At 39.3% G+C, this 23,628-nt stretch carries 16 protein-coding genes and 1 tRNA gene; 13 read left to right on the top strand and 4 right to left on the bottom strand.

Annotated elements, in window-relative coordinates:
- Positions 1 to 167: 167 nt before the first annotated feature.
- The 4 genes from purL (at position 168) to SanaruYs_RS18220 (ending at position 10,203) form a co-directional block, all read left to right on the top strand.
- Positions 168 to 3,845 (top strand): phosphoribosylformylglycinamidine synthase, encoded by a 3,678-nt coding sequence (gene purL / locus SanaruYs_RS18205; protein ID WP_127124038.1) that lies wholly within the window; start codon positions 168 to 170, stop codon positions 3,843 to 3,845.
- Positions 3,846 to 3,989: 144 nt separating this feature from the next.
- Complete coding sequence (locus SanaruYs_RS18210) at positions 3,990 to 4,919, top strand: phosphate/phosphite/phosphonate ABC transporter substrate-binding protein (RefSeq protein ID WP_127124039.1); 930 nt, start codon at positions 3,990 to 3,992, stop codon at positions 4,917 to 4,919.
- Positions 4,920 to 5,329: 410 nt separating this feature from the next.
- Positions 5,330 to 9,109: a hypothetical protein gene (locus tag SanaruYs_RS18215; RefSeq protein WP_127124040.1), complete on the top strand. Its 3,780-nt coding sequence runs from the start codon at positions 5,330 to 5,332 to the stop codon at positions 9,107 to 9,109.
- Positions 9,110 to 9,123: 14 nt separating this feature from the next.
- Complete coding sequence (locus SanaruYs_RS18220) at positions 9,124 to 10,203, top strand: hypothetical protein (RefSeq protein ID WP_127124041.1); 1,080 nt, start codon at positions 9,124 to 9,126, stop codon at positions 10,201 to 10,203.
- A gap of 300 nt (positions 10,204 to 10,503) precedes the next feature.
- Here the strand turns inward: SanaruYs_RS18220 and SanaruYs_RS18225 are convergent, their stop codons facing one another.
- From SanaruYs_RS18225 to SanaruYs_RS18235, 3 genes are all read right to left on the bottom strand, one after another.
- Positions 10,504 to 12,123 carry an ABC-F family ATP-binding cassette domain-containing protein gene (locus SanaruYs_RS18225; RefSeq protein WP_127124042.1) on the bottom strand — a complete coding sequence of 540 codons (1,620 nt, stop codon included), beginning with the start codon at positions 12,121 to 12,123 and terminating at the stop codon, positions 10,504 to 10,506.
- A 155-nt stretch (positions 12,124 to 12,278) separates the two neighbouring features.
- Positions 12,279 to 14,843 carry a phosphoenolpyruvate carboxylase gene (locus SanaruYs_RS18230; RefSeq protein WP_127124043.1) on the bottom strand — a complete coding sequence of 855 codons (2,565 nt, stop codon included), beginning with the start codon at positions 14,841 to 14,843 and terminating at the stop codon, positions 12,279 to 12,281.
- A 175-nt stretch (positions 14,844 to 15,018) separates the two neighbouring features.
- Positions 15,019 to 15,435: a BLUF domain-containing protein gene (locus tag SanaruYs_RS18235; protein WP_127124044.1), complete on the bottom strand. Its 417-nt coding sequence runs from the start codon at positions 15,433 to 15,435 to the stop codon at positions 15,019 to 15,021.
- A 231-nt stretch (positions 15,436 to 15,666) separates the two neighbouring features.
- Here SanaruYs_RS18235 and SanaruYs_RS18240 point away from each other — a divergent pair, with 231 nt between their 5' ends.
- On the top strand, positions 15,667 to 15,846 hold the full coding sequence (locus tag SanaruYs_RS18240; protein WP_127124045.1) for a hypothetical protein: 180 nt from the start codon (positions 15,667 to 15,669) through the stop codon (positions 15,844 to 15,846).
- An 86-nt stretch (positions 15,847 to 15,932) separates the two neighbouring features.
- Here the strand turns inward: SanaruYs_RS18240 and SanaruYs_RS18245 are convergent, their stop codons facing one another.
- Entirely contained in the window at positions 15,933 to 16,301 is a 369-nt protein-coding gene (locus tag SanaruYs_RS18245; RefSeq protein WP_127124046.1) for a hypothetical protein, read from the bottom strand.
- A 256-nt stretch (positions 16,302 to 16,557) separates the two neighbouring features.
- Here SanaruYs_RS18245 and SanaruYs_RS18250 point away from each other — a divergent pair, with 256 nt between their 5' ends.
- The 8 genes from SanaruYs_RS18250 (at position 16,558) to SanaruYs_RS18285 (ending at position 23,578) form a co-directional block, all read left to right on the top strand.
- Positions 16,558 to 17,127, top strand: coding sequence for a DUF4136 domain-containing protein (locus tag SanaruYs_RS18250; RefSeq protein WP_127124047.1), 570 nt, complete (start codon positions 16,558 to 16,560; stop codon positions 17,125 to 17,127).
- Between the two features lie 113 nt (positions 17,128 to 17,240).
- A tRNA-Gln gene (locus SanaruYs_RS18255) sits at positions 17,241 to 17,311 on the top strand.
- A gap of 109 nt (positions 17,312 to 17,420) precedes the next feature.
- Positions 17,421 to 18,353, top strand: a complete 933-nt coding sequence (locus SanaruYs_RS18260) for a ribose-phosphate pyrophosphokinase (RefSeq protein WP_127124048.1) — start codon at positions 17,421 to 17,423, stop codon at positions 18,351 to 18,353.
- A gap of 27 nt (positions 18,354 to 18,380) precedes the next feature.
- Complete coding sequence (locus SanaruYs_RS18265; RefSeq protein WP_127124049.1) at positions 18,381 to 19,043, top strand: 50S ribosomal protein L25/general stress protein Ctc; 663 nt, start codon at positions 18,381 to 18,383, stop codon at positions 19,041 to 19,043.
- A 98-nt stretch (positions 19,044 to 19,141) separates the two neighbouring features.
- Positions 19,142 to 19,702, top strand: a complete 561-nt coding sequence (pth, locus tag SanaruYs_RS18270) for an aminoacyl-tRNA hydrolase (protein ID WP_127124050.1) — start codon at positions 19,142 to 19,144, stop codon at positions 19,700 to 19,702.
- Between the two features lie 210 nt (positions 19,703 to 19,912).
- Entirely contained in the window at positions 19,913 to 20,395 is a 483-nt protein-coding gene (locus tag SanaruYs_RS18275; RefSeq protein WP_127124051.1) for a hypothetical protein, read from the top strand.
- Between the two features lie 8 nt (positions 20,396 to 20,403).
- Positions 20,404 to 20,808, top strand: coding sequence for a hypothetical protein (locus tag SanaruYs_RS18280; RefSeq protein ID WP_127124052.1), 405 nt, complete (start codon positions 20,404 to 20,406; stop codon positions 20,806 to 20,808).
- A 403-nt stretch (positions 20,809 to 21,211) separates the two neighbouring features.
- The gene (locus SanaruYs_RS18285) at positions 21,212 to 23,578 is read left to right on the top strand and encodes an ABC transporter permease (protein WP_127124053.1); all 2,367 of its coding nucleotides are present in this window, start codon (positions 21,212 to 21,214) and stop codon (positions 23,576 to 23,578) included.
- Positions 23,579 to 23,628 lie beyond the last annotated feature (50 nt).

A 23,628-nucleotide genomic window follows, 5' to 3' on the forward strand; every position in this document is an offset into this window, starting at 1 on the left:
TTAATGGTCTGTGAGACACAGACCATGGTTAGGGGGCTGCTGGCAGCTAAACAGCTCATAAAGCAAGTGCTGGTTAAGCTGTGTATTTATCGTGATAAATTCGAAAAAGTAAAAGCCTTTCTCCCCGATAAACCTTATTTTTGCACCTCTTTCAAATCCACCAAACCATGGTTTCATTTTTCAGGAATACCAACGGCAACCTCTACGCTGTTGGCACGCCCGCTATTTTACAAAATTCTGACGTTCAAAAGCTTGAATGGCTCTTCAGTGGGGCTAAACTGCTGACTGAAAAAAGTCTCTCAGGCGAATTTATTGGGCCCAGAAAAGAAATGATTACGCCATGGAGTACTAATGCCGTGGAAATAACCCAAACCATGGGTATTTTAGGAATCAGTCGAATAGAGGGATTTCAAATTTCAGATTCAAGATTGCCTTTCGACAGGATGTTACAGCATAAATACAATGGCCTGGGTCAGGACATTTTTACAATACAACACACACCAGAAGAAATAAAGCCCATTGATAACATTGCTGCCTATAGCACAAAAGAAGGTCTGGCTTTAAGTAAAGAGGAGGTTGATTACCTCGAAAATGTAAGCAAGGAATTAGGCCGCAAACTTACCGACAGTGAAGTATTCGGTTTCTCTCAGGTAAACTCTGAGCATTGCCGTCATAAAATTTTCAACGGTACTTTTATAATTGATGGTGTGGAGATGCCCACAACGCTTTTCAAACTCATCAAGAAGACTTCACAGGAAAATCCGAATTACATAGTATCAGCGTATAAGGATAACGTTGCTTTCATTAATGGTCCGCAGATAGAACAGTTTGCTCCAGCCACACCTGATCAACCTGATTTCTATAAAACAACATCTATCAAATCCATTATTTCTTTAAAAGCAGAAACGCACAACTTCCCAACTACAGTAGAGCCTTTCAACGGTGCCGCTACTGGCTCTGGTGGTGAGATCCGCGATCGTTTAGCAGGCGGTAAGGGTTCAATACCATTGGCAGGTACTGCTGTGTACATTACTTCTTACCCACGTATGGAAGAAGGTCGTGCCTGGGAAGAAAATATTAATCCTCGTAAATGGTTGTACCAAACACCTGAAGAGATTTTAATTAAAGCTTCTGATGGTGCTTCTGATTTCGGAAATAAGTTTGGACAGCCACTCATAAATGGCAGCGTATTAACCTTCGAACATGTTGAAGGCGATAAAAAACTAGGCTTTGATAAAGTAATCATGCTGGCTGGTGGTATCGGTTACGGTAAAGAAGAAGACGCCCAGAAAGAACATTTACAGGCTGGTGATAAGATTGTATTACTTGGTGGCGATAACTATCGCATAGGTATGGGTGGTGGCGCAGTCTCGTCTGTAGCCACAGGCGAATATGGTAATGCTATTGAACTTAATGCCATTCAACGCTCTAATCCTGAAATGCAAAAGCGCGCCATGAATGCCATACGTGCTATGGCAGAAATGGAAAAGAACCCAATCATTTCTATACACGATCATGGTGCTGGTGGCCACTTCAACTGTTTGTCTGAATTATTAGAAGAAACCGGTGGCAATATTGACACATCAAAAATTCCGGTAGGTGATCCTACACTTTCTCAAAGAGAAATTTTAAGTAATGAATCGCAAGAAAGAATGGGGCTTGCGATAAAAGATAAAGACATCGCTTTTCTGAAACGTGTGGCTGATCGTGAACGCTCGCCTATGTATGTAATTGGTGAAGCAACCGGTGACCAGCAATTGGTTTTTGGTAAAGCAACAGAAACCCACAAGCCCATCAACTTTAAAGTAGATCATTTATTAGGTTCGTCACCTAAAACAATTTTAACAGATGCTGCTAAAGCAAGCGACTATAAAGAAGTAAGTTATGATGTAACAAAGCTTGAGCAATACATTAATCAGGTATTACAACTCGAAGCTGTGGCTTGCAAAGACTGGTTAACTAATAAAGTTGACAGGTCTGTTACAGGTCGTGTGGCAACACAACAAACCTGCGGTGCCATACAATTGCCTCTAAACAATGTTGGTGTAATGGCACTTGATTTTGTAAGCCATACCGGTATTGCAACGGCTAATGGTCATGCACCAGGCATTGCTTTAGTAGATGCGAAAGCTGGAAGTCAGATTGCGATTGCAGAAGCATTAACCAATATTGTTTTTGCACCACTGACGCACGGATTGAAAGGTGTTTCGCTGAGTGCCAACTGGATGTGGCCTGCTAAACAGCAAGGTGAGAATGCACGCTTGTATGAAGCGGTGAAAGCGGTAAGTGATTTCGCACTTGCCTTAGGTATTAACATTCCCACAGGTAAGGATTCTTTGTCGATGACACAAAAGTATCCGAATGGAGAAGTAGTGTTGTCGCCCGGCACGGTAATTATTTCAGCTGTGGCTGAAGTCAGTGATGTGCGTAAAACCATCTCTCCCGCACTTCAACCAAAAACAGGTAGTAAATTAATTTACATCGACTTCTCTAAAGACAAAAAGAAGCTTGGTGGTAGCAGTCTTGCTCAGGTACTCAGTGCTTTAGGCAAAGCAACTCCAACCATTACCGATGCCGCTTACTTTGCGCAAGCGTTCACTGCCGTACAACAATTAATTCAACAAGATCTTGTATTAGCAGGCCACGATATTTCTTCCGGTGGACTAATCACCACGCTTTTAGAAATGTGTTTTCCAACACCCAATGCAGGACTTAATATCATCCATGCTTTTGACGCAGATGTGGTGAAAGAATTATTCAGTGAGAATCCTGGTATTGTTTTACAAATAGAAGACAATGCTGCCGAAAAATTCTTACAGACAAATAAGATTGACTTTATTGTGCTGGGTGAAGTAACAAGCACCAGAATATTGTCCATTGCGAATCATCAATTGTCAATTGATGCACTCAGAGATGTCTGGTTCAAAACTTCTTTCTTGTTTGATCAGAAACAGCGCAAGAAAGGACATGCCTTACAACGTTTTGAAAATTATAAGCAGCAAAAACTGGAATATACATTTCCCAAAAATTTTACCGGCCGTTTAGCGGATTACGGTTTAAGTACAACACGCACAAGCAAGTCGAACATCAAAGCCGCTATCATTCGCGAAAAAGGATCGAATGGCGAGCGTGAAATGGCCTATGCCTTACACCTGGCCGGTTTTGATGTGAAAGATGTACACATGACTGACCTGATCACCGGAAGGGAAGATTTAAGTGATGTGAACATGATCGCCTTTGTAGGTGGCTTCTCTAATTCAGATGTACTGGGTTCTGCTAAAGGTTGGGCCGGTGCTTTCTTGTATAATGAAAAAGCCAAACTTGCCCTTGACAATTTCTACAAGCGCAAGGATACCTTAAGTCTTGGTGTGTGTAATGGTTGTCAGTTGATGATGGAGTTAGGTTTGCTCTATCCTGAATTAGGCAACAAGCATCCACGCATGCATCACAATGGTTCAGGTCGCTATGAATCTGCTTTCGTTAACATGAGTGTTCCCGAAAACAACTCTGTGATGTTGTCCACCTATGCCGGCACACGCTTAGGGGTCTGGTTAGCTCATGGTGAGGGTCGCTTCCAATTAAAAGATCAGAAAAATTATACAGTAGCCGCTCGCTTCAGCTACGAGCAATACCCTGGCAATCCTAACGATTCAGATTTTGCAACGGCCGCATTATGCTCTGCAGATGGACGCCATTTAGCCATTATGCCACACATCGAGCGTTCACTCTTTACCTGGAACTGGCCCTATTATCCGGCAGGAAAGCAACAACATGAAGTATCGCCATGGATAGAAGCTTTTGTTAATGCGAAACAGTGGGTGGCAGAAAAGCTTGCAGCAAAATAGATTAGAAGCACCCCTGAAAAGCACAAATACATTTTTCAGGGGTGTTGACTTCCTAGAGAAAGGATATAACAAACTCTTAGACCATACCTTCATAGGACTGTCACCGTTTATTCATTCAGAAAATCCTTTGCCGAAACGATTCTCATGTTTATCCGTATAGGTTACTCTATGCGTAATCAACTGGCTATTCTCCTCCTTTTAGTATTGTTCAGTCAGCCCACTGCTGCACAGCTTTCGCTTCAGGTGGCTACTTATCAATATGCAACCAACAACAGGCTTGCCAACATCAAACCCCTGGCCGATCATCTGGCTTCACGTTGTAGCTGCACTACAAACGTAAAAAGTTATGAGTCGGTAAATGCCATGCTCACAGGCATGCAGGCGAATGAAAGTGATGTTGTACTCATGAACACCTTTGGTTATCTTTTGCTTGATCTTAAACAGAAAGATTACAAACCACTAGTGGCACTTCAGATTGCTGCAGGCAAAACAAGCACCTATCAAAGTATTATTGTAGTGCGCAAAAGTTCCAACCTTATTTCACTCGAAGGGGTAAAGCAACATGCGTCATCTTTAAACCTATTGCTGGTTAATCCCGGATCTACTTCAGGCAATTTGGTGCCCCGATTAGGCTTTGCTTCTGGCGGAATCGACTCCGTTGAGAAAACTTTCAAATCGGTAAGCTATTCCAAAAATCACGCTAAAACATTACAGGAAATCATTGATGGCAATTTTGATATTGGTGCGTTTGGAAGTGAAGAGTATTCAAAGGCCTTAGCGAAAGATTCGAGTATACTAGAAAAAGTAAATGTCGTGTGGCTATCCTCGGACATTCCCCTTGGACCTGTGATGATAAAAAATTCATTGAACAAGAAAACCCAGAAGTGCATTAAGCAAGAACTACTAACACTGCATCTTAGGAATAAGGAAGCCTTGGAGGCGGTTAAGGCAGGTTGGACTGAAGCCATCCCTGCTGACCGCTATGTTTTAATTACTGATAAGGATTATCAACGTTGGTTGAATAGTATGGGCGGCAAGCAAGCGTTAAGTATTATCCGGCAATTCAGTCAGTAATTTTTTTCTACTGCATGAAACGTAAAGCTTAGGCGTAAAGCGCCTGCTTCTGCTCAGTTATCTTATCGTTTTCGATGTACTCGTCATAGCTGATCATATTCTTGATAAAGTCAGTAAATAGAATCTTCACACTACCTGCTCATAAAGCAATCTCTTTACTGAAAAATTCAATCTGCTAGTTCATTTCTTTTGTCAGAAATTAATACTTAATTTAATAAGCTGACAATATACTAGTACACTTAATATCAGTCCCTTCACACTTCTCCTTATAATGGCCTCTATTCGGACATTACTCAAGTGACAATTATCATTTTATTCATTAAATTAGCTGTTGTTGCATTTTATCGGAAATTTAAAGTAGATCAAAATCTATATATGGTTCAGGTTTAATACCCAAAAATACTCTTACTATGAGTGACTCAAGAAATCAAATTGATATCCTATCAATAAAAGAAAATACTCAGGTTAACCTGAGTATAAATGGTGGTGAATGGGTCATAAAAGAGGATGGTATTCACCAGAAGTTAAAAGCCGGAAACAGAAAGGCAGCGTCCGGCACTATTCTGCTGTACCAGTTAAGCAATCCGAATGCTATGGAGCAACTGCGGATGAAAGCTAGCCTCGCAAGCAAATATTGTACAGGTCTTATTTTCAATTACCGAGATAAGTATAACTACTCAATTTTTCTCGTAAACAGGGGCGCTGGAACCAGCAGAAACTATGCTGTTGAAATTGCTCAAATAGTTGATGGCGATTATAGAAGTATTTGTAAGGAGAAACATCCTGACCAATTTTCTGAAGAGGTACTCTTTGTACTTAAAAACCAAACAGGCAGATTGCGATTCGAATTCAATGAAGCCATAATCTTTGAGTGGGAAGGAATGCAGTTCTCTTCATCGCTTGGTATTGGGCTCTATTCTCAACAGAATGATGATGCTGTTTTTAGAGAACTTTCGGTACTCAGTGCGACAACAATATTTCCGGTTGAAAATGTACAAGCACCAAGTCCAGTTCCTATACCTGCCCCAACACACACAGAAAGTGATCATCAAATAAACAATACAATTAACTCCTTCCTCTCTCTTAAAAAACCATCGTCTAAAACGATTGTGCAGTTTGACGAAATTTTTACAGTACCACTCGATTCCTTTTACACATCGCTGAATGACCTTGTGAACGGTGCTGGAGATGACGATGTCCAAACAGGATTCCGAAAACTTGAAACGCTCGATCTAAGACCTAAGCGTTGGTACAGGCAGTTGCGGGCAGTAAATAACCTGTTGAATACATTGGAAAACCTTAAAGACTCGAAGCGCATACAACGGGATAAGGCTTTGCAGTCGCTGGGTGCAGAACTGACGAAAGACAACAGTACACCAGATGGAATTAAAATTGCTGAAAACCTGATAATAAAGCTTACAGATGAATTACAATCGTTGTTAGGAGAAATAGAAAGAGCACAGGATACTAAAGCTCTTTTGCTTCGTGAGATAAGAACCAATGGCTTTTCTGTGGGAGATATAACTAATCCGAAATTAAAAGAACTTGGATTTGATTTTGAAATAAGTAAATCTTTTCCAAATCTGAGCACCTCTAAAAGTATTTCGGTTCCTGAGAATTTCGACTATTCAAATGACACCTTCTGGAATGAACTTGAAAAAAACCTTCGTCAGGAGTTGTACGGAAACAATGTTATTAAGGAATCTGCTAAAAAGCTTTATGAGAGCGAAAGCTTTCAAATGAGTTCAGCAAAGAACTGCTGGGTCATCAGTGAAAAGATTGAAATTATCAACAAGGAGTTGGATGAATTAACTCTCAAATTGAAACCGCATAATGATGCTTGTAAGCAAACTTCAGATCGCGTAAAACGTTGGACTGAAACTTTAAAAATGATTCAAGCACAGGTCAATTACTATAAACCGTACGACCCAAATGATTATCCGATAACTTCGACAACGAGCTCAAAAAATGCTCTGGATGAGTGGGAAAAATTTGGCAAATGGCTTACTTCATTTCCAACTGAACCTCATAACACACCAGAGAACAAGCTCAACAACATAGAAGGATGGTATAATACCGCTAAGATTGAAACTACCAATATTATTGGTGGATTGCCATTAGACCCACCACAGATACATTTACTTGGAGAATTAAAAATAATTACGGTTAGAAAGACATTTACTAAACTACCACCAATCTCCCCTTCGCAACCTTCCTATTACAATTCGGTAATACATTACTATTTTCATCCGGGTGATAGAACCTTAGGGGCTAGCAATGGTTCTGGTGCTAGATTCGCATTTAACATTTTGTATTATGATACTCCATCTTTTAATCTAAAGATTACAGGAGCTCCTAGCTATCAACTTGGCAGCCCACGGGAAATGCTTGGGAAGTTAAGTCAAATGTGCGGTGAATACCTTGCGGCTCAAAATTTACATCTTTCTAACATTACTACTTACATTCAGAAGCTACAACTAGAAATTGATGCAAAGAATAATTTATTAACAACGTTGCAACGCGATGTGTTGACCCATGAACGTAAAAAGTTTCTCCAGTTCTGGAACGACCCTTATAATGACAAGGTGCGCAACCTGCACTTTGAGGCCATTTTGCCGGATGTTGATCCGCTGGCAGACTTACTGGTAAAATTAGAATCAGATAAAGAGAAAGCACCCAAGACCTATTACTTTAACCCTACAGAGAATGGTTATACCAACCAGTATGGGCAAAGTTTGCCCGATTTTGTGAAGAGTAAATACCTTAGTTTAGAAAATTCACTTTCACTATTTCCTATCATGGAACCGGATGGAAATTTTTCACAAGAACTCATTAAAGTAGTGAAGAATCCCAAAAGATCGGAAGCAAAAGCAGGTTTGCCCATTATCAAATTCATAGAAACATATAAAATAACCATTGGCTGGCAGGGTTATGGTCTGGGCGAACTCAGCCACTCCGTCAATCTTTTTCCTGGCGAATCAAAAGAATTGGTGGTGGAGAAAAAGACAAGACTCACAACCAAACAGGAGGAGTCAAAGAAACAAGGAACAGAAACAAAACAAAATCTTTCTTCTTCATTTGAAGATAACCTGAGCGATACTTTTTCAGAAGAAAATAAAAGCGACAATAAAACCGAGGCGAAAACAAAAACCGATCACAGCAACACTTCATCAAGTGATTACACGCAAAATACCGAATCCAGTTCCACCCTGAACTGGAATATAGAAGCAAAAGTCGGATGGGGATGGGGTAGCGTCAGTGGCGGAGCATCGGGCAATCAGAATACTAAAAGCAGCAGCAGTACTAACAATAAAAAGGCTTTTTCAGTGGCTCAAAACAACGAAGGGCTTAAAGCGAGCAATCAGAGCAAGGACGTACTACGTAAAAATGTAAGCAACAGCATTAAAAAAGTTGCTAATGAAACATCAGTGAATAATAAGGTAGAATTTACTGCTTCTAGTTCACAAGAATTTCAATCTGAACTTAGTAACAAAGAAATTATAAAACTTGAAAATCCAAACATAGGTCGCACAGTTAACTACAATTTTTTTCAATTACAGAACCTCTACGGAACCACAATTTCACTGAGTGATGTGAAAATAGTCATAAACAGCGGTAGCGAGGTTATTGAAGGAACCGGAATAAACGACATACGTGTTTACGAACTCGAAGAATTTGGGAAAATTTTTGCTAACTCGAGCCAGACAGATCACGATGTGCTAGTGGCTTCCATTATTGCCAGGCAGGTAATGAAGCATTACGGAAACTTTTTACCAGGACTCACAAATGGTAATGGAGCGGTGAGGCTTAAGGATGACTATACCCCTAACCGCAACAGTCTGGAGATACTTAACTATACGAGCGAAGAACTGGGTAAAGAACTAACCAGAGAAAGTATGCTTGAAAAATTAAAGGCTGCACTAAGCGACTTAAAAGCCATGCCATTTTATTTCAGTGAAACTGAAGTTCAGAGTGAAACTACCGTATCGGTAAATGCAGGAGCATACCATCTGGAAGCACAAGTAGGATTTGTACCGGCTACTGAGAAATATCTTGAAGACCGCAGAAATATTGAAACCGAACAGAAGAAAGCGGAGCTAGCTCACATGCAGGAGCAGACTAAAAAAGGAGTATTCCATCACTCAATACCTCCTACAGTAACGCATTTGAATTATGATTATGACAAATAATCAACCAACACACAATGGCTGACATTCCATCCAAAGAAAATATACAGGCGCGAAAGGTTTCTAATTTTGATCCTGATTCAGGAGGGTTTTATAAAAGAGGGGTCAACGCAACAAACTTTGATCCTGCTAAGGGTACTTTGTATACAAAGTCCGCTTCTGATCAGGCAGAAGCAAAACCAGCACCAGTATTAGATAGTTGGATGAAGGAAAATAAATGCAAAACCATTCCTGAATTTGTAAAAAATACTATCAAAGAAGCTTACCCAACCCAAATCCCAAACCCTTTAACGGGTGTGGAGCATAGGAATTTACAACTAGCATTTAATATATTAAAATACTATTTCTCATTTTATAATGATACTTGGAATATTTTTAAAAAATGTGTAGAGATATTTGATACTTGTGGCATTCTTTTTTCGAGTGACTTGAAAGTTGAAGGAGAAGCTATTAAGAAATCAGTAATATTAATTAATTCGAATTATTCGCGGGCTCCATTCATCATTGCTTCCATTTTGATTCATGAGGGCTATCATTGCGTTAAGGAAAGTGAATTTTACCTGGACGAAGAGTACGATTCTAAGATTCTTCAATTGCAATACTATTCGCATTTAGAGCAAAACATTTATAAATATCTAAAAAATGCAAACTCCATATTCTACTATAGTGATCATCTCGATGCAATCAATAAATACACTTCCGAAAGTGTTCTAACCGTAAAGTATTTCAATAGTGTTTTAGCGACAGAAAGAAACATAAAACTTAAAAACACTTTAATAGATTATATACTTGGGATGGAAGAATATTCTAAGTATTTAGATATTGAGTGGATTGTCAAAAACTGGGACTCCGATAAATATGGAAAATTTGTTTCGAGAGAAAAACCTGCGGTGCAATTGTTTTTGAAGAAATTTATTGATGCAAAAGGAGGTTCAAAGGACCAGCTAAGTGTTTTTACAAACATTTTAATGAGTCTTAAAAAGGATAAAAATAAGGGCATTGGTTACGTTGAACCGTTGGCCGATGATGCAGCCCAATTTTTGATAAATAATGTTATAAAAGATGAAGAACTTATTAAATGGCTAAAGCAGCACTAAAAGTGACAATCCCTTCAACAATACAGAATGGATTGTTAAAGAAAGATTCTTAATGGTCTTGCAACACACAGCTATAATTTTTAGCCTAGTCTCCGAGATAATAAACAAATGTATAACACTATAAGAAACCTACCATCCCTTCACGCTTCCTTTTCCTAATGGTCTCCGTTAAGATATTTCTCTAGTGACAATTATGGGCATATTTCTAACAAGAATTATCAACAATGGCTAAAGAAAATAGGAGGGAAATAAGCCCTACCCATTATCAAGCAGTATAGTCAATAGAATGTTGGTTCCATCTTACGCATACAGCGCTTGTTTCTGCTCAGCTATCTTATCGTTTTCAATGTACTCATCGTAGCTCATCATTTTGTCTATAATGCCATTAGGCGTAATCTCAACAATACGATTAGCAACTGTGTTTACAAACTCATGGTCATGTGAAGTGAATAACACTGTTCCCGGAAAATCCTTAAGTGCATTGTTAAAGGCCTGAATGGATTCCAGATCAAGGTGGTTGGTTGGTTCATCTAACATTAACAAATTGGCACCAGCCAACATCATGCGCGACACCATACACCTAACCTTCTCTCCTCCCGACAATACGCTACACTTCTTAAAAACTTCTTCTCCCGAGAAAAGCATCTTGCCTAAGAATCCGCGAATGTATACTTCATCTTTGTTTTCTTCTTCAGCATACTGGCGTAACCAGTCCACTAAATTATCATCAGTCTTAAAAAAAGCTTCATTGTTACCAGGCAAGTAGGCAGTGGTAATGGTCTGCCCAAATTTGAACTCCCCCGTATCTGGTTTCAGTTCATTATTTAAGATCTGGAAAAGTGAAGAGATGGCCAAGCCGCTTTTGCTCAGGAAGGCAATCTTGTCGCCCTTCTTTACGTATAAGTCTAATCCTTTAAACAGTGTTTCACCGTTTTGTGAATAGCTCAGATTCTCAATTTGTAAAATCTGATCTCCTGCAGTGCGCTTCTGTTGAAAAATTATAGCAGGGTATCTTCTTGTCGATGGTTGAATGTCATCTACATTAATCTTATCCAATAACTTTCTACGGCTGGTTGCCTGACGTGATTTAGATGCATTGGCACTAAAGCGTCTGATAAATTCTTGCAATTCTGCTTTCTTCTCTTCAGCCTTTTTATTGGCGTTGGAACGTTGCTGTGAAGCCAACTGACTAGATTGATACCAGAAAGAATAGTTACCCGAATACACTTTCACTTGTTTGTAGTCGATGTCTACAATGTGTGTAGACACAGTATCCAAAAAGTGACGATCGTGAGATACAACAATAACGGTGTTTTTAAATTCCAATAAGAAATCTTCTAACCAAGTAATGGTATTCAAATCCAAATCATTGGTAGGTTCATCCAGAATCAAAATATCAGGGTTACCAAAAATAGCTTGTGCTAATAACACACGCACTTTCTGGTTACCGCCTAATTCTTTAACATCTTTAAAATGGTCTTCTTCAGGGATACCCAAACCGCTTAACAAGGCAGCTGCATCTGATTGTGCATTCCAGCCATCCATTTCTGCAAATTCAGCTTCCAACTCCGAAGCACGCACACCATCCTCTTCAGAAAAATCTGGTTTTTCATAAATGGCATCTTTCTCTTTCATGATCTTCCACAATTTTCCGTGGCCCATCATTACCGTATCAATTACCTGGACGTTATCAAATTCATAGTGATTCTGACGCAGCACCGCCATGCGCTTGCCTGTGTCAATACTAATGTTTCCGCGTGTCGGATCAATGTCGCCAGCTAAAATCTTCAAAAAGGTGGACTTCCCTGCTCCATTGGCGCCAATAACACCATAACAGTTGCCGCCAGTAAATTTGATGTTTACCTCATCAAATAATACCCTTTTCCCAAATTGTAACGAAATGTTGTTTGCTGCGATCATTTTCTATGCTTTGACCTGCAAAGGTACAAAATAGAAGTTTATTAAAAATCGTGTTTACTGCTTCCACTTTTAATTCTGCGCAACGGAGCTTTTCAAAACTTAATTTTGAAAAAGCAATGCGTTGATTCAAGATTGCGCAGTTAACAGGCCCTTTTCTATGCAGAATTTCTGGCCGCGTTAATGATACCAAACATGCAGCGGATAATCAGCTTGCGATAGCGCAACTCCATTGCTTTGTCTGTTTCACCAGGTTTCGCCAAGCGCATCAATGCATATTGCTGTATAGCAATAAGAGGTAGCACAATGGTTTCGCGCAATTTTACTGAGTCGCGTATGGTCGGGTTGTTTTCCAGCAACCCATTTAAACCTGAAACTTCCAATACATTTTTGCGCGCCAATAAAAACTCATCGTGCATCTTATTCCAAAAGGCACCGTATTCAGCATCTTTATCTAAATAAGCAGTAGCCTGATAATAGCTTTTCGTCAGCGACATCATACTGTTGCCAATCAACGTGCGGAAGAAGAGCGAATGTTGATACAATTTTTGCAAATTCTCTGCCTGCCCCTTTTCTTTTAATACCTCAATGGCTGACCCAACTCCATAAAAACCAGGAATGTTTTGTTTCATCATAGCCCAGGCACCAACAAAGGGAATGGCACGCAGGTCTTCAAATTTCAATCCATCGCTACCATTTCTTTTTACTGGTCGCGAACCAATATTGGTGTCGCCAAAAAATGTAAGGGGTGTTTTGTTTTCCAGATAAGGCACAAACTTTTCGTGCTGCTTCAAACTTAAATAAGCTCTGTACCCTTCATTCGCCAAGTCATCAATCAATGCTTTATCCTCATCGGTCAATTGATTTTTCTTTTCGATGAGTGAACCCTGTAAACCTGCTGATAATAATTGCTCAATATTAAACTTGCAGGAAGCAAACCGGCCAAAATTAGAATTGATGGTTTGCCCTTGTATGGTAATCTGCACTTCCTTTTGTTCGATTGTATCCCCTAGCGATGCATAGAAGTCATGTGTGTTTCCACCGCCCCTTGCCGGAGGTCCACCGCGGCCATCAAAGAAAATAACATTGATATCATATTTTCTTGAAATGGTTGTAAGTGCCTCCTTCGCTCTGAAAATTGACCAGTTTGCACGTAAGTATCCACCATCTTTAGTGCCATCCGAAAAACCAAGCATAATGTCTTGCTTGTTACCACGATGCATCACCTGTTCTCGATAAGCAGGAATCTGATAGAGTTGTTCCATGATGTCACCAGCATGTTTCAAATCATCAATGGTTTCAAAAAGAGGCACAACATCTACAGGTACTATTGACTGCTTAAAAGCAAGTCGCACCAATGTGAATACTGCTATGACATCCTGTGCTTTCTGACAATTACTAATCACGTAACGATGACAGCCAGCCTCCCCGTTATTTTCTTGAATCTGCCGCAGGGTTTTTACACTGTTTACGGTTTCCTGTGCGAATTCATCTTCAACAACAAGATCGGTTATAGAGAAGTCCAGCGAAAGTAAATAATTGATTCTCTCTTCTTCGTTAAGCGATTCAAAGGTACTGGCATTGCTGGTTACGCTTTGCTTGTAGAGTTGATCGAATAAAGCGTTCCACGCTACAGTATGTCTGCGACTGTCTTGTCTTATGTCCAGCGAAGCAAAATAAAAACCGAATAATTTTACTTTAACAATGAAGGCATCCAGTAAATCGAGGAACAAGCCATCATGTTCATTGATTAATTTCTTTCTGATGTTTAGTAAAGCTTCTATTAATTGATCAGGTGATTTGTAATGCGATCCGCCAGCAAAGGCCATACTATAAATGGCTTGCTCAACATCAAAGATTAGTCGGTCAACACCCTGAAAAGTTAATCTTCTGCGAAGTATGCGTAAGTCGCGGTGATAGCATTTAAGAATTCCTTCGCGCAACCTATCAGCTACACGTAAAGTAATAGGACTAGTTACAAAAGGATTACCATCGCGATCACCTCCGGGCCAAAAACCAATCGCTATCAAACGTTTGTTAGCAAAATCATTCAGCGAAACGTTAAGTGCTGATTGCAACTGAACCGCTATTGAACCGATAGATTCATAAAATACATTTTCCAAAAACCAGCATAAGCTTACAGCCTCATCATAAGGGGAAGGTTTCTCTTTATTAATGAAGGCAGTTTTCCCTAGCTGCTTCAACAATAGATTAATATGTTCAAGATTATGCTCACGGATCGCTCTCTCAAGATCTGTGAGTATACCTAACACAGGACCTGGATAAAATTGTGTTGGGTGAGCCGTTAATACTAAACGAAGACTGAACTCTTCAATTTTCTTTTTCAATTCATCCTCTCTACCTTCTTGCCGAACCTGCAGAAGCAAAGCCTTGATGCTTCCCTTACCGCCCAAATCGTTTATCTGTTCAAAGGCAGAATCTTCCACTGAGTCGAAAAGCGCCACCTGACGCTCAACATATTGAATAAACTTGAATAGCAGATCAAGTCTTTCATCTGCATTAGCTTGTTGTATAAAGTCATTGAAAAAATCTTTGACAATTTCTTCAGCAGAATTTCCCTTGGCAAAACCGGCCTCGCAATACTTTTGAAACAGTGGCAGTAGTGTACCTGTATGATGGATACTGGCAAAAGGAAGATTAAGAAAGAGACTATTGTAAATGTGATAACGGGTGCCTACAAGATTATTGAAGTTTGAGCTCATACTCAAAGAAACCAAGAAACAGGGTAGAAGTCAACCTATTTCGGATAGAGGGACTTAAAATCAGGCAACAAGTTGGAAAAGAGAAGCTGGAGGTTGGAGGCTCGAAGCCAGCAGTTCGAAGTAGAAGTTAAATATGTTAACTACTATCAACGAACAACCAACAACTACATAACAATTAAAAAAACTTCTTGAGTAGATTCAAAACTTTCTGTCCGCTTTCTTCTTTACCATTCAATAGATCTTCAAAAATCACTCTATCTTCAGTTGAAATAGCTGTATTGAAATCCACTTCATTTCCAGCAAGTTTCTTTGAGCCCATGTGCCAGCTCGGAAATGATTTCTCTTTAATCGGACTGTAAGAAATCATCATAGCATTACTGTGACGGTCGTCAGTTTTTATTTTATCATATAGGTTAGTGATAACCTTGGCTTCACCTTCTACCAATTGTATGAACTTTGTATCAGAGTACAGTAAAACACCTGTGATATCAAGAGGCGGATTATTTTTTTTACAAGATTCGAGAATTTTATCGATTTCTGCCGCAGTACAATTAGCCTTTCTGTTGCTTACATAAACAAGTTGAGATAACATATAATAAGGTGATTTATGGTTAATTGACACTATAACAGTCAAATGCTTATAATGTTTAACAAAACCGGAAGAAATCGTTGAACTAACAAGAATGCTTCCAATCTTACCTTTTAACAGACGAAAAATCTTTGAACAAATATGCTTTACAAAAAGGACTCATCATTGTTAGTGTTGTGGGATAAAAATGCGCTGGACATCACCAACGAGTGACCCTTTACCTTAATCAAGATTATGTTTTTATTGCTCATGAAGTCTGCACTTAATTATAATTTGTTGGTGAGCCCACGCGCTAATGCTAACACGCAACACCAACAAAGGCGATATAGAAATAGAAATTATTTCTATCAGTATCAATCAACACATGAACTGCCTGAGTTTGAATTAATGAATTTTACTACCGAACCTAATTAGACAACTTAGATCTTTTTAAATAGGTTGCAAATTAAGTTTTAAGATTCCCTAATTCACAATCGCCTTTGTTATTTCGGAAATTCAGACTAATCATCAAGTCTTTTTAACCCTGAGCGTCTAACGAAAAAAGTGAATGTCGTTCCAATCATTACCAACATAATAAATAAGAGAGTCAGCATCGTTCCTGCAATCCAAAGTTCGTTTTCATCATAAAGCTGCTTAAAGAAATCAATTTCGTTGACAAAATTGTTTGGCAATATTAATGCTATTATGAGTGAGCCTAGACCATGAATATTTATCAAGGTGTTTTTAAGCTTGCTGCCCATTTCATAATTAATGTAATCAATAGTATTACCTCTTGTCAGTTTATTGGCAAAGTAGCCAAGCGTAATTATAACAAGAATTACCATTGTGCCCCAGAATTTAGTTGCGGGGTTAATGAATAATATATGCATAAATAAAAATCATAAATTCTAAAATCTTAATAGTTTTTCTGCCAACGTCTGTACCTACTATTACCCAATACCTAAGGTAAAGATATGTTTAAGTCTTCTTTTTAAACGACAAAGCTCATCAAATCTGTTTAAAGCATACCCTACCTTTCTACCTGAAAAAGACAATGCTCGTTAAACAGAGCTCGTATTACCAAAATAGTGTTGGATTTTTATTGCCTTTTTTTATTATCTTCATTTATTAAATCCAGGGTTTATTATGCGACTCTATCCTATCCTCTCTCTACTTGTATTAAGTTCTTGTTTAGGTTATAAGGAACTTCCCGTAGAATACGATTACAGCTATAAAGGCAATTTTAAGAAATACCGAAGTTTTTCGATGATGCATACCGTGGGTGCTCAACAGTCCATGACCAGCGACATAATTGAAAAATCGATAGTGGCAAGGATGAAATTTCTCGGTTATAAGGAAAGTGACTATAAACCTCATCTCATCATCAGCTTCCGAATGTTTTCAGATAGTTTATTTTTTAGCGGCTACCAGCAACCTGAAATTGAAGACTGGATAAGCAGCCAGAAAGAAGATTTAAACTATGACCCACAAAAATTCAATTTAAAGTCTGGTACGCTCCTTATACAATTTTACGACAGGCGCCAAAACCGGTCGGTGTGGCAGGGTTATGCCACCACCCAATATGGTTCTATAGACTTTAATAACGACCGCCATTTAAAAAATGCTGTAATCTCCATCTTGGATAAATACCGCTTCTGGGCAGAGGGCTTCATTGAAGGTCAATCAGAAATAGCAGAAAAAGGAATTATACCTTGATTTCAAGCCCCTGAGAATCAAATACCTGACATTTTGCATAAAAAAGCTGGAATCGCAGCCTTGTTTTTTCAAAATTTGTTCTACTTTTGCAGACCCAAATTTAGGGTAGAAATTGACCTATGGTGTAATGGTAACACAGCAGATTTTGATTCTGCTTTTCTAGGTTCGAATCCTAGTAGGTCAACAAGTAAAAATCCCCCCGAGTGGTCGGGGGGATTTTTAGTTATTAGTTGTTCATTATTCGCTTAATTTCGCTTCGGATAACGAATGGCCCACAACCAATAACGAAAGAGATGGCAGTAAAAATTTTCAGTGGACGATCAACCCAATACCTGTCCGATAAAATCGCGCACTCGTATGGTGAACCCTTGGGCGAGGTTTTGTACCAAACCTTCAGTGATGGTGAAATGTCTCCTTTTATTGCTGAGTCCGTTCGCGGCCACGATGTCTTTTTAATCCAATCAACTTTCCCTCCTGCAGATAATTTAATGGAGCTTTTGTTGATGGTGGACGCAGCCAAACGTGCCAGTGCGCATAACGTAAACGTTGTAATTCCCTATTTTGGCTACGCGCGTCAAGACCGCAAAGACAAACCAAGGGTTTCCATAGCTGCTAAAATGATTGCTAACCTGATTTCGGCTGCCGGAGCTACTCGCATTATGACTTGCGATTTACACGCTGACCAGATTCAGGGCTTTTTCGATATACCTGTCGATCATCTGGACGGTGCTTTCATCTTCGTTCCTTATTTGAAGTCGCTTGGTCTTGAAAGCAACATCATGTTTGCTTCGCCAGATGTTGGCGGTATTAAACGTGCCAGAAGTTTTGCTAAATTTTTTGAAGCTGATCTTGCTGTATGCGATAAGTTTCGCAAAGAAGCCAACAAGATTGAATCTATGCGCCTGATTGGTGAAGTAGAAGGCAAGGACGTTGTGTTAGTGGATGATTTGGTAGATACTGCCGGTACCATTTGTAAAGCAGCTGAATTACTAAAAGATAAAGGTGCTCGCTCTGTTCGTGCCGTGTGTACACACCCGGTGTTGAGCGGTAAGGCCTATGAAAATATTGAGAACTCTATGTTAGAAGAATTAGTGGTAACGGATACTATTCCGTTAAAACATAAGACCTCTAAAATCAAAGTGCTTACGGTGTCGGATCTTTTTGCGAAAGCAATACGTAAGATCCACGACCACGAGTCGATCAGTTCTCTATTTATGCGTTTGTAACATTTTTAACTTAAACAATAAACAATTATGAAGACCATTGAGATTATAGGGTATCGAAGAGCAAATCTCGGCAAGTCAGAATCAAAAAAAATACGCGAGAACGGTGACGTTCCATGTGTATTGTACGGAGGCGACAATCAGATCCACTTCCGCTCACCCATGATTCTTTTCCGTGATTTAGTATATACCAACGAAGCCCACTTCGTACACCTGAACATTGAAGGTGAAGAGTGCAAGGCTATTCTTCAGGAAGTACAATTTCACCCGGTAAGTGAAATTTTATTACACGCAGATTTTCTACGCATTTCTGAAGACAGAAAAATTAAGATGGACATTCCTGTATCACTTGTGGGCATTGCACCAGGTGTATCTAAAGGTGGTTCATTGGTTCGTAAAAGAGCTTCATTGAAAGTTTATGGCTTCCCTAAGGATATGCCTGATCATATTGATGTTGATGTTTCTGGTCTGGACTTCCACCACGCTGTAAAGGTTGGTGATATGGTTCTACCAGGTCTTGAATTCCTTGATCCTAAAGCTGCTGCAATTGCTGCCGTTGAGGTTAATCGTGCTGCGAAATTGGCTGTAGAAGAAGCTGCGAAAGCTGCTGAAACTGCTGCTGCTGCACCTAAAGCGGCTCCTGCCGCTGCTGCTAAAGCGGCTCCTGCTAAGAAGGAAGAAGGCAAGAAGTAATCAACAGATTACAGAATTTAAAATCCCTCCTGAGCAATCGGGAGGGATTTTTGTTTTAATAGTTTTTACTTTGAGTATTCATTCACTGATCAATTGCTATGAAATACCTGATAGCCGGTCTTGGTAACATTGGGCCTGAGTACGAATTAACACGCCACAACATTGGCTTTCTAGTGTTGGACCGTTTAGCTGAACAATACAAAGTTGATTTCAGCCTGGAACGTCATGCTTTTAAAACAGAGATAAAATACAAAGGTCGCAGTCTGCATTTGATTAAACCCACTACCTACATGAATTTGAGTGGTAAGGCTGTGGCTTATTGGATGAATGAATTGAAAATACCGAAGGAAAATTTATTGGTGATTGTTGACGACCTGGCTTTACCCTTTGGCACTTTGCGGATGCGACCTAAGGGAAGTGCTGCCGGTCATAATGGATTAAAAAATATTGAAGCGCTCTGTGGCGGACAAGATTACCCACGCTTGCGGTTTGGCATAGGCGATGATTTTGGCAAGGGCCAACAGGTGGATTTTGTGCTGAGTAATTTTAGCAGTTCAGAATTTAAAGAACTTCCATTGGTGATGGATCGTGCAAATGAAATGGTGTTGTCCTTTTGTACTGCCGGCATTGCCAATACAATGACTCAGTTTAATAAATAATTCTTCGAAGTTGGAAGTTAGACGTGTAGCCTGCAGTGTAAAGCTAAGTACAAGAGAGGGGCTAGAAGTTAGAAGATTGATGACCAACGTTATAAAACAAAGACACACAGCGTGAAGCTTGCAGCGTAAAACCCAATACTTAAGAATAACAACTAACATCTCTACAACCTATTTCACCCAAAACGTGTCTAAGAAAGAACACAGTTGACCATGAAATTTAAAGTCGCATTTTTTATAATTATTATTTTTCTCTTAAACAGTTGCAGCGATAATGAAATGCAAGAGCAGTTGGTGATTGGTTGCCCTACAGATGAAATTGTGCGAACTAAGGAAAGTGCCGCTGCCTTACTTATCGGTAAATGGGAATGGATCAAGACCTTTTATGTAAACCGTGCCAGTGGCAACTCTGTAGAAACTAGCTTCTCATCCGGCAAACAAATTACCTTTGAATTTAAAGCTGATAAAGTGATCGTCACGGAAAATAATATTGTAACAGAAGAGACTTACGAAATTGTTTTTTTTGATATCAATTCATCACAGGCTGAACAAGAACTTAAGATTAATTTTATAGCAGAAACGGGGGAGATAAGAGAAAGCAGCATTCTGCACATAAGTATTTTGGGGGATTGCCTTACCTTAGTTAACTCCTATGATGATGCTGGTGGTGATCTGAATTTTCAGAAGATGAATTAATTAATTTTATGATAAATGGCCTCCAGTCGATCATTGATAAAAAGATATCCAACCCCAGAGGAATCTTTTTAATTGATGGGATTGGGGCTATTATATCAGTCTTCTTTTTGTTTGTACTTAGTCGCTTCAAAGAAATAGGTATACCGGATGGCATTTTGCATTTCCTGATTTTTATTGCTTTCATTTTTGCTGGTTACTCTTTCTCATGCTACTTGTTTCAAGTGAAAAACTGGCGAACATTTTTGAAAGTTACTGCACTTGGCAATACATTTTATGGATTGACTACACTCATCCTTATTTTTTATTTATATAACCAACTGAGTATTTTTGGCATCAGCTATTTTATGGTTGAGCTGCTCGTTCTTGCCTTATTGGTACAGCTTGAATTTAAGATGGTAACTCAAAAAAAATAGAGATTGAGAAAGCCCGAGGTTAGAGGCTGGATGTTTGATAGGCCACCAATAACGAATTAATGAAGCAAGAAACCAACATAGATTGCTTCTGCATTCATTGGCATCGCACAGATGATACTCGATTTTCAAATCAATTAGACTCAGGGGAACAGTTAATCCCGTTAATCCTTAAATCCTCTCATCCTGATACTCATCACCGAATCATCTCATTACCGAATCAAAACGCCCGATTGCGGACATCTGCGTTCACTTTTAAATCTTAACATTGAAAGAAAAATCAATTTTTGAGTTAAAAATAGGCTTTAGGCTATGGCATTGATGTTGATTTAAATTGGGTAAGTCTACCCTTGAAGACGATAGGGTATTAACTAAAACTTTGTCAAAAAAGAGAAGCCAATCAAGCATGTTAAGAAATTATATCACCATTGCGTTTCGTAACCTGACCAAAAACTCAGTTTACAGTTTCATAAATATCACTGGCTTAGCGGTTGGTATTACTTGCAGCTTACTTATCTTTTTATGGGTAAGAGATGAAGTGAGCTTTGATAAATTTCATGAGAACCGCGATAGACTGCATCAGGTATTCATGAACCAGGAATTTTCTGATGGCATAGGTTCGCAGCAGGCCCTACCCTACCCCTTAAAGGATATTCTAAAAGAAAAATCGAGTAAGATTAATCGCGTGGCTATCACCAATTGGGGCGAAGGTAATTTACTTACTGTAGGTGAAAATCGTCTTGAAAGAATTGGATTGAGTGCCGGAGAAGATTTTCTGCGCATGTTTAGTTTTAGCATTGTAAAAGGTGATAGTGAAAATCCGTTGAAAGATCCTTCGGGCATAGTAATAACAGAATCTACGGCTAAAGCATTATTTGGTGAACAGGACCCTGTCAATCAGTTGGTAAAGATTGATAACAATCGCGAACAGAAAGTAGTAGCAATCATCAAGGATGTTCCCCCTCAATCAACTTTTCAATTCGATTACATTCTTCCTTTTTCATTTTATGAAGAAACCCAGCAATGGGTTCGCGATTCCAGAAATAGATGGGACAACAATTCATTCCGGATGTTTGTTGAGTTAACCGATGATGAAGCACTTGCCGCTACCAATCAGGATATTCAAAATGCTATTAAAGAGAATAATGAAAGTGCTACTTCAGCCGCATTATTTCTTCACCCCATTAGCGACTGGCACTTGTATTCGAATTTCGAGAACGGAAAAGTTTCAGGAGGCATGATTGAATACGTGCAGATGTTTTCAGCCATTGCTATTTTTATATTACTTATTGCCTGTATCAATTTTATGAACCTGGCCACTGCCCGCTCTGAAAAGAGAGCAAGAGAAGTGGGCATTCGCAAAAGTGTTGGCTCTGGAAGAAAAGAATTGATTTTTCAATTTATCGGAGAATCGGTGTTCATTACTTTTATTGCCTTTATTCTCGCTCTTGTCTTAACGGAACTTTCGCTTCCTTTTTATAATTCCATTGTTGCTAAAAAATTATTTATCGATTACACAAATGGCAAACTTTGGCTGCTGGCAACAGGCCTTATATTATTAACGGGTATAATAGCCGGAAGCTACCCAGCCTTCTACTTGTCTGGTTTTAATCCAGTAAAGGTATTAAAGGGAAAGGTGCAAGTTGGAAAAGGAGGTAGCACACCTAGAAAAGTATTAGTAGTTTTGCAATTCAGTTTTTCAATTCTGCTTATTATTTCAACAATTGTTATTTATAAGCAAATTCAATTTGTTAAAGCCAGAGACATCGGTTACAATAAAGAGAATCTGATGTTAGTGTGGACTACAAGTGAAATTGAAACCAGTTTTCAAACCATTCGTGATGAACTGGTACGCACAGGTGCTGTGCAATCCGTTTGTAAATCAAACAGTCCTATCACCCGAATTTTTTCCAGCAACAGTGTAGATTGGCCCGGAAGACCTGAAGGCCCACCGGTTTCGTTTACTACCATTGCCACTGAATATGATTACACGAAAACCATGGGTATCAAGTTGCTGGAGGGGCGCGATTTTTCGCCTGAGTTTAAAAGCGATACCGCAGCAGTATTAATCAATAAAGAAGCAGCCAACAGAATTGGCAAAGAAAATTTAATTGGAGAAACACTTAACTTCTGGGGCAGTAGTTTCACTATTATAGGTGTGATGGAAAATGTAATTATGGGATCTCCTTATCAGCCAATTGATCCGCTAATTATGGTGTACTCACCTGACTGGTCGAGTACCATTACGGTGCGACTTGAAGCTACCAGCGATTTGCCCGGTGCAATTGCCAAAGTAGAATCTGTGTTTAAAAAATACAATCCGGCCTATCCATTCTCTTACCGTTTTGCTGATACAGAATTTGATGGCAAATTTGCTAATATCAATCTTATCAGCAGACTTGGATCAAGCTTTTCTGCACTCGCTATTCTTATTACATGTCTTGGACTTTTTGGACTGGCCGCTTTCACGGCAGAACAACGCACAAAAGAAATTGGTATTCGTAAAGTGATGGGTGCTTCGGTAAATAGCCTGGTGTTACTCATCAACAAAGATTTTAGTCGTTTGGTAATACTCTCTTTCATTTTTGCCGCACCACTATCCTGGTACTTTACAAGTTGGTTTTTAGAACGCTACCCTTACCATACAGAAATACCCTGGTGGGTGTTGCCATTGGCGGGTGGCCTGGCCTTGTTACTGGCAGTAAGCATTGTTAGCCTTCAGGCACTTAAGGCTGCGTTTAGCAACCCAACAAAATCGCTTAGAAGTGAGTAGTATCAAAGGGTTTGGAAATAGCTGTGTGCTATACCCAAACCCTTTTTTGA

This window comes from Chryseotalea sanaruensis, assembly GCF_003990915.1.
In the GTDB taxonomy this organism is placed as follows: Bacteria; Bacteroidota; Bacteroidia; order Cytophagales; family Cyclobacteriaceae; genus Chryseotalea; species Chryseotalea sanaruensis.

Coding starts and splice junctions, on each gene's coding strand:
- purL (WP_127124038.1), top strand. CDS start 168: ATGGTTTCATTTTTCAGGAATACCAACGGCAACCTCTACGCTGTTGGC.
- pth (WP_127124050.1), top strand. CDS start 19,142: ATGAAATACCTGATAGCCGGTCTTGGTAACATTGGGCCTGAGTACGAA.
- SanaruYs_RS18215 (WP_127124040.1), top strand. CDS start 5,330: ATGAGTGACTCAAGAAATCAAATTGATATCCTATCAATAAAAGAAAAT.
- SanaruYs_RS18280 (WP_127124052.1), top strand. CDS start 20,404: ATGATAAATGGCCTCCAGTCGATCATTGATAAAAAGATATCCAACCCC.
- SanaruYs_RS18275 (WP_127124051.1), top strand. CDS start 19,913: ATGAAATTTAAAGTCGCATTTTTTATAATTATTATTTTTCTCTTAAAC.
- SanaruYs_RS18230 (WP_127124043.1), bottom strand. CDS start 14,843: ATGAGCTCAAACTTCAATAATCTTGTAGGCACCCGTTATCACATTTAC.
- SanaruYs_RS18245 (WP_127124046.1), bottom strand. CDS start 16,301: ATGCATATATTATTCATTAACCCCGCAACTAAATTCTGGGGCACAATG.
- SanaruYs_RS18240 (WP_127124045.1), top strand. CDS start 15,667: ATGTTTTTATTGCTCATGAAGTCTGCACTTAATTATAATTTGTTGGTG.
- SanaruYs_RS18225 (WP_127124042.1), bottom strand. CDS start 12,123: ATGATCGCAGCAAACAACATTTCGTTACAATTTGGGAAAAGGGTATTA.
- SanaruYs_RS18260 (WP_127124048.1), top strand. CDS start 17,421: ATGGCAGTAAAAATTTTCAGTGGACGATCAACCCAATACCTGTCCGAT.
- SanaruYs_RS18285 (WP_127124053.1), top strand. CDS start 21,212: ATGTTAAGAAATTATATCACCATTGCGTTTCGTAACCTGACCAAAAAC.
- SanaruYs_RS18220 (WP_127124041.1), top strand. CDS start 9,124: ATGGCTGACATTCCATCCAAAGAAAATATACAGGCGCGAAAGGTTTCT.
- SanaruYs_RS18235 (WP_127124044.1), bottom strand. CDS start 15,435: ATGTTATCTCAACTTGTTTATGTAAGCAACAGAAAGGCTAATTGTACT.
- SanaruYs_RS18265 (WP_127124049.1), top strand. CDS start 18,381: ATGAAGACCATTGAGATTATAGGGTATCGAAGAGCAAATCTCGGCAAG.
- SanaruYs_RS18210 (WP_127124039.1), top strand. CDS start 3,990: ATGTTTATCCGTATAGGTTACTCTATGCGTAATCAACTGGCTATTCTC.
- SanaruYs_RS18250 (WP_127124047.1), top strand. CDS start 16,558: ATGCGACTCTATCCTATCCTCTCTCTACTTGTATTAAGTTCTTGTTTA.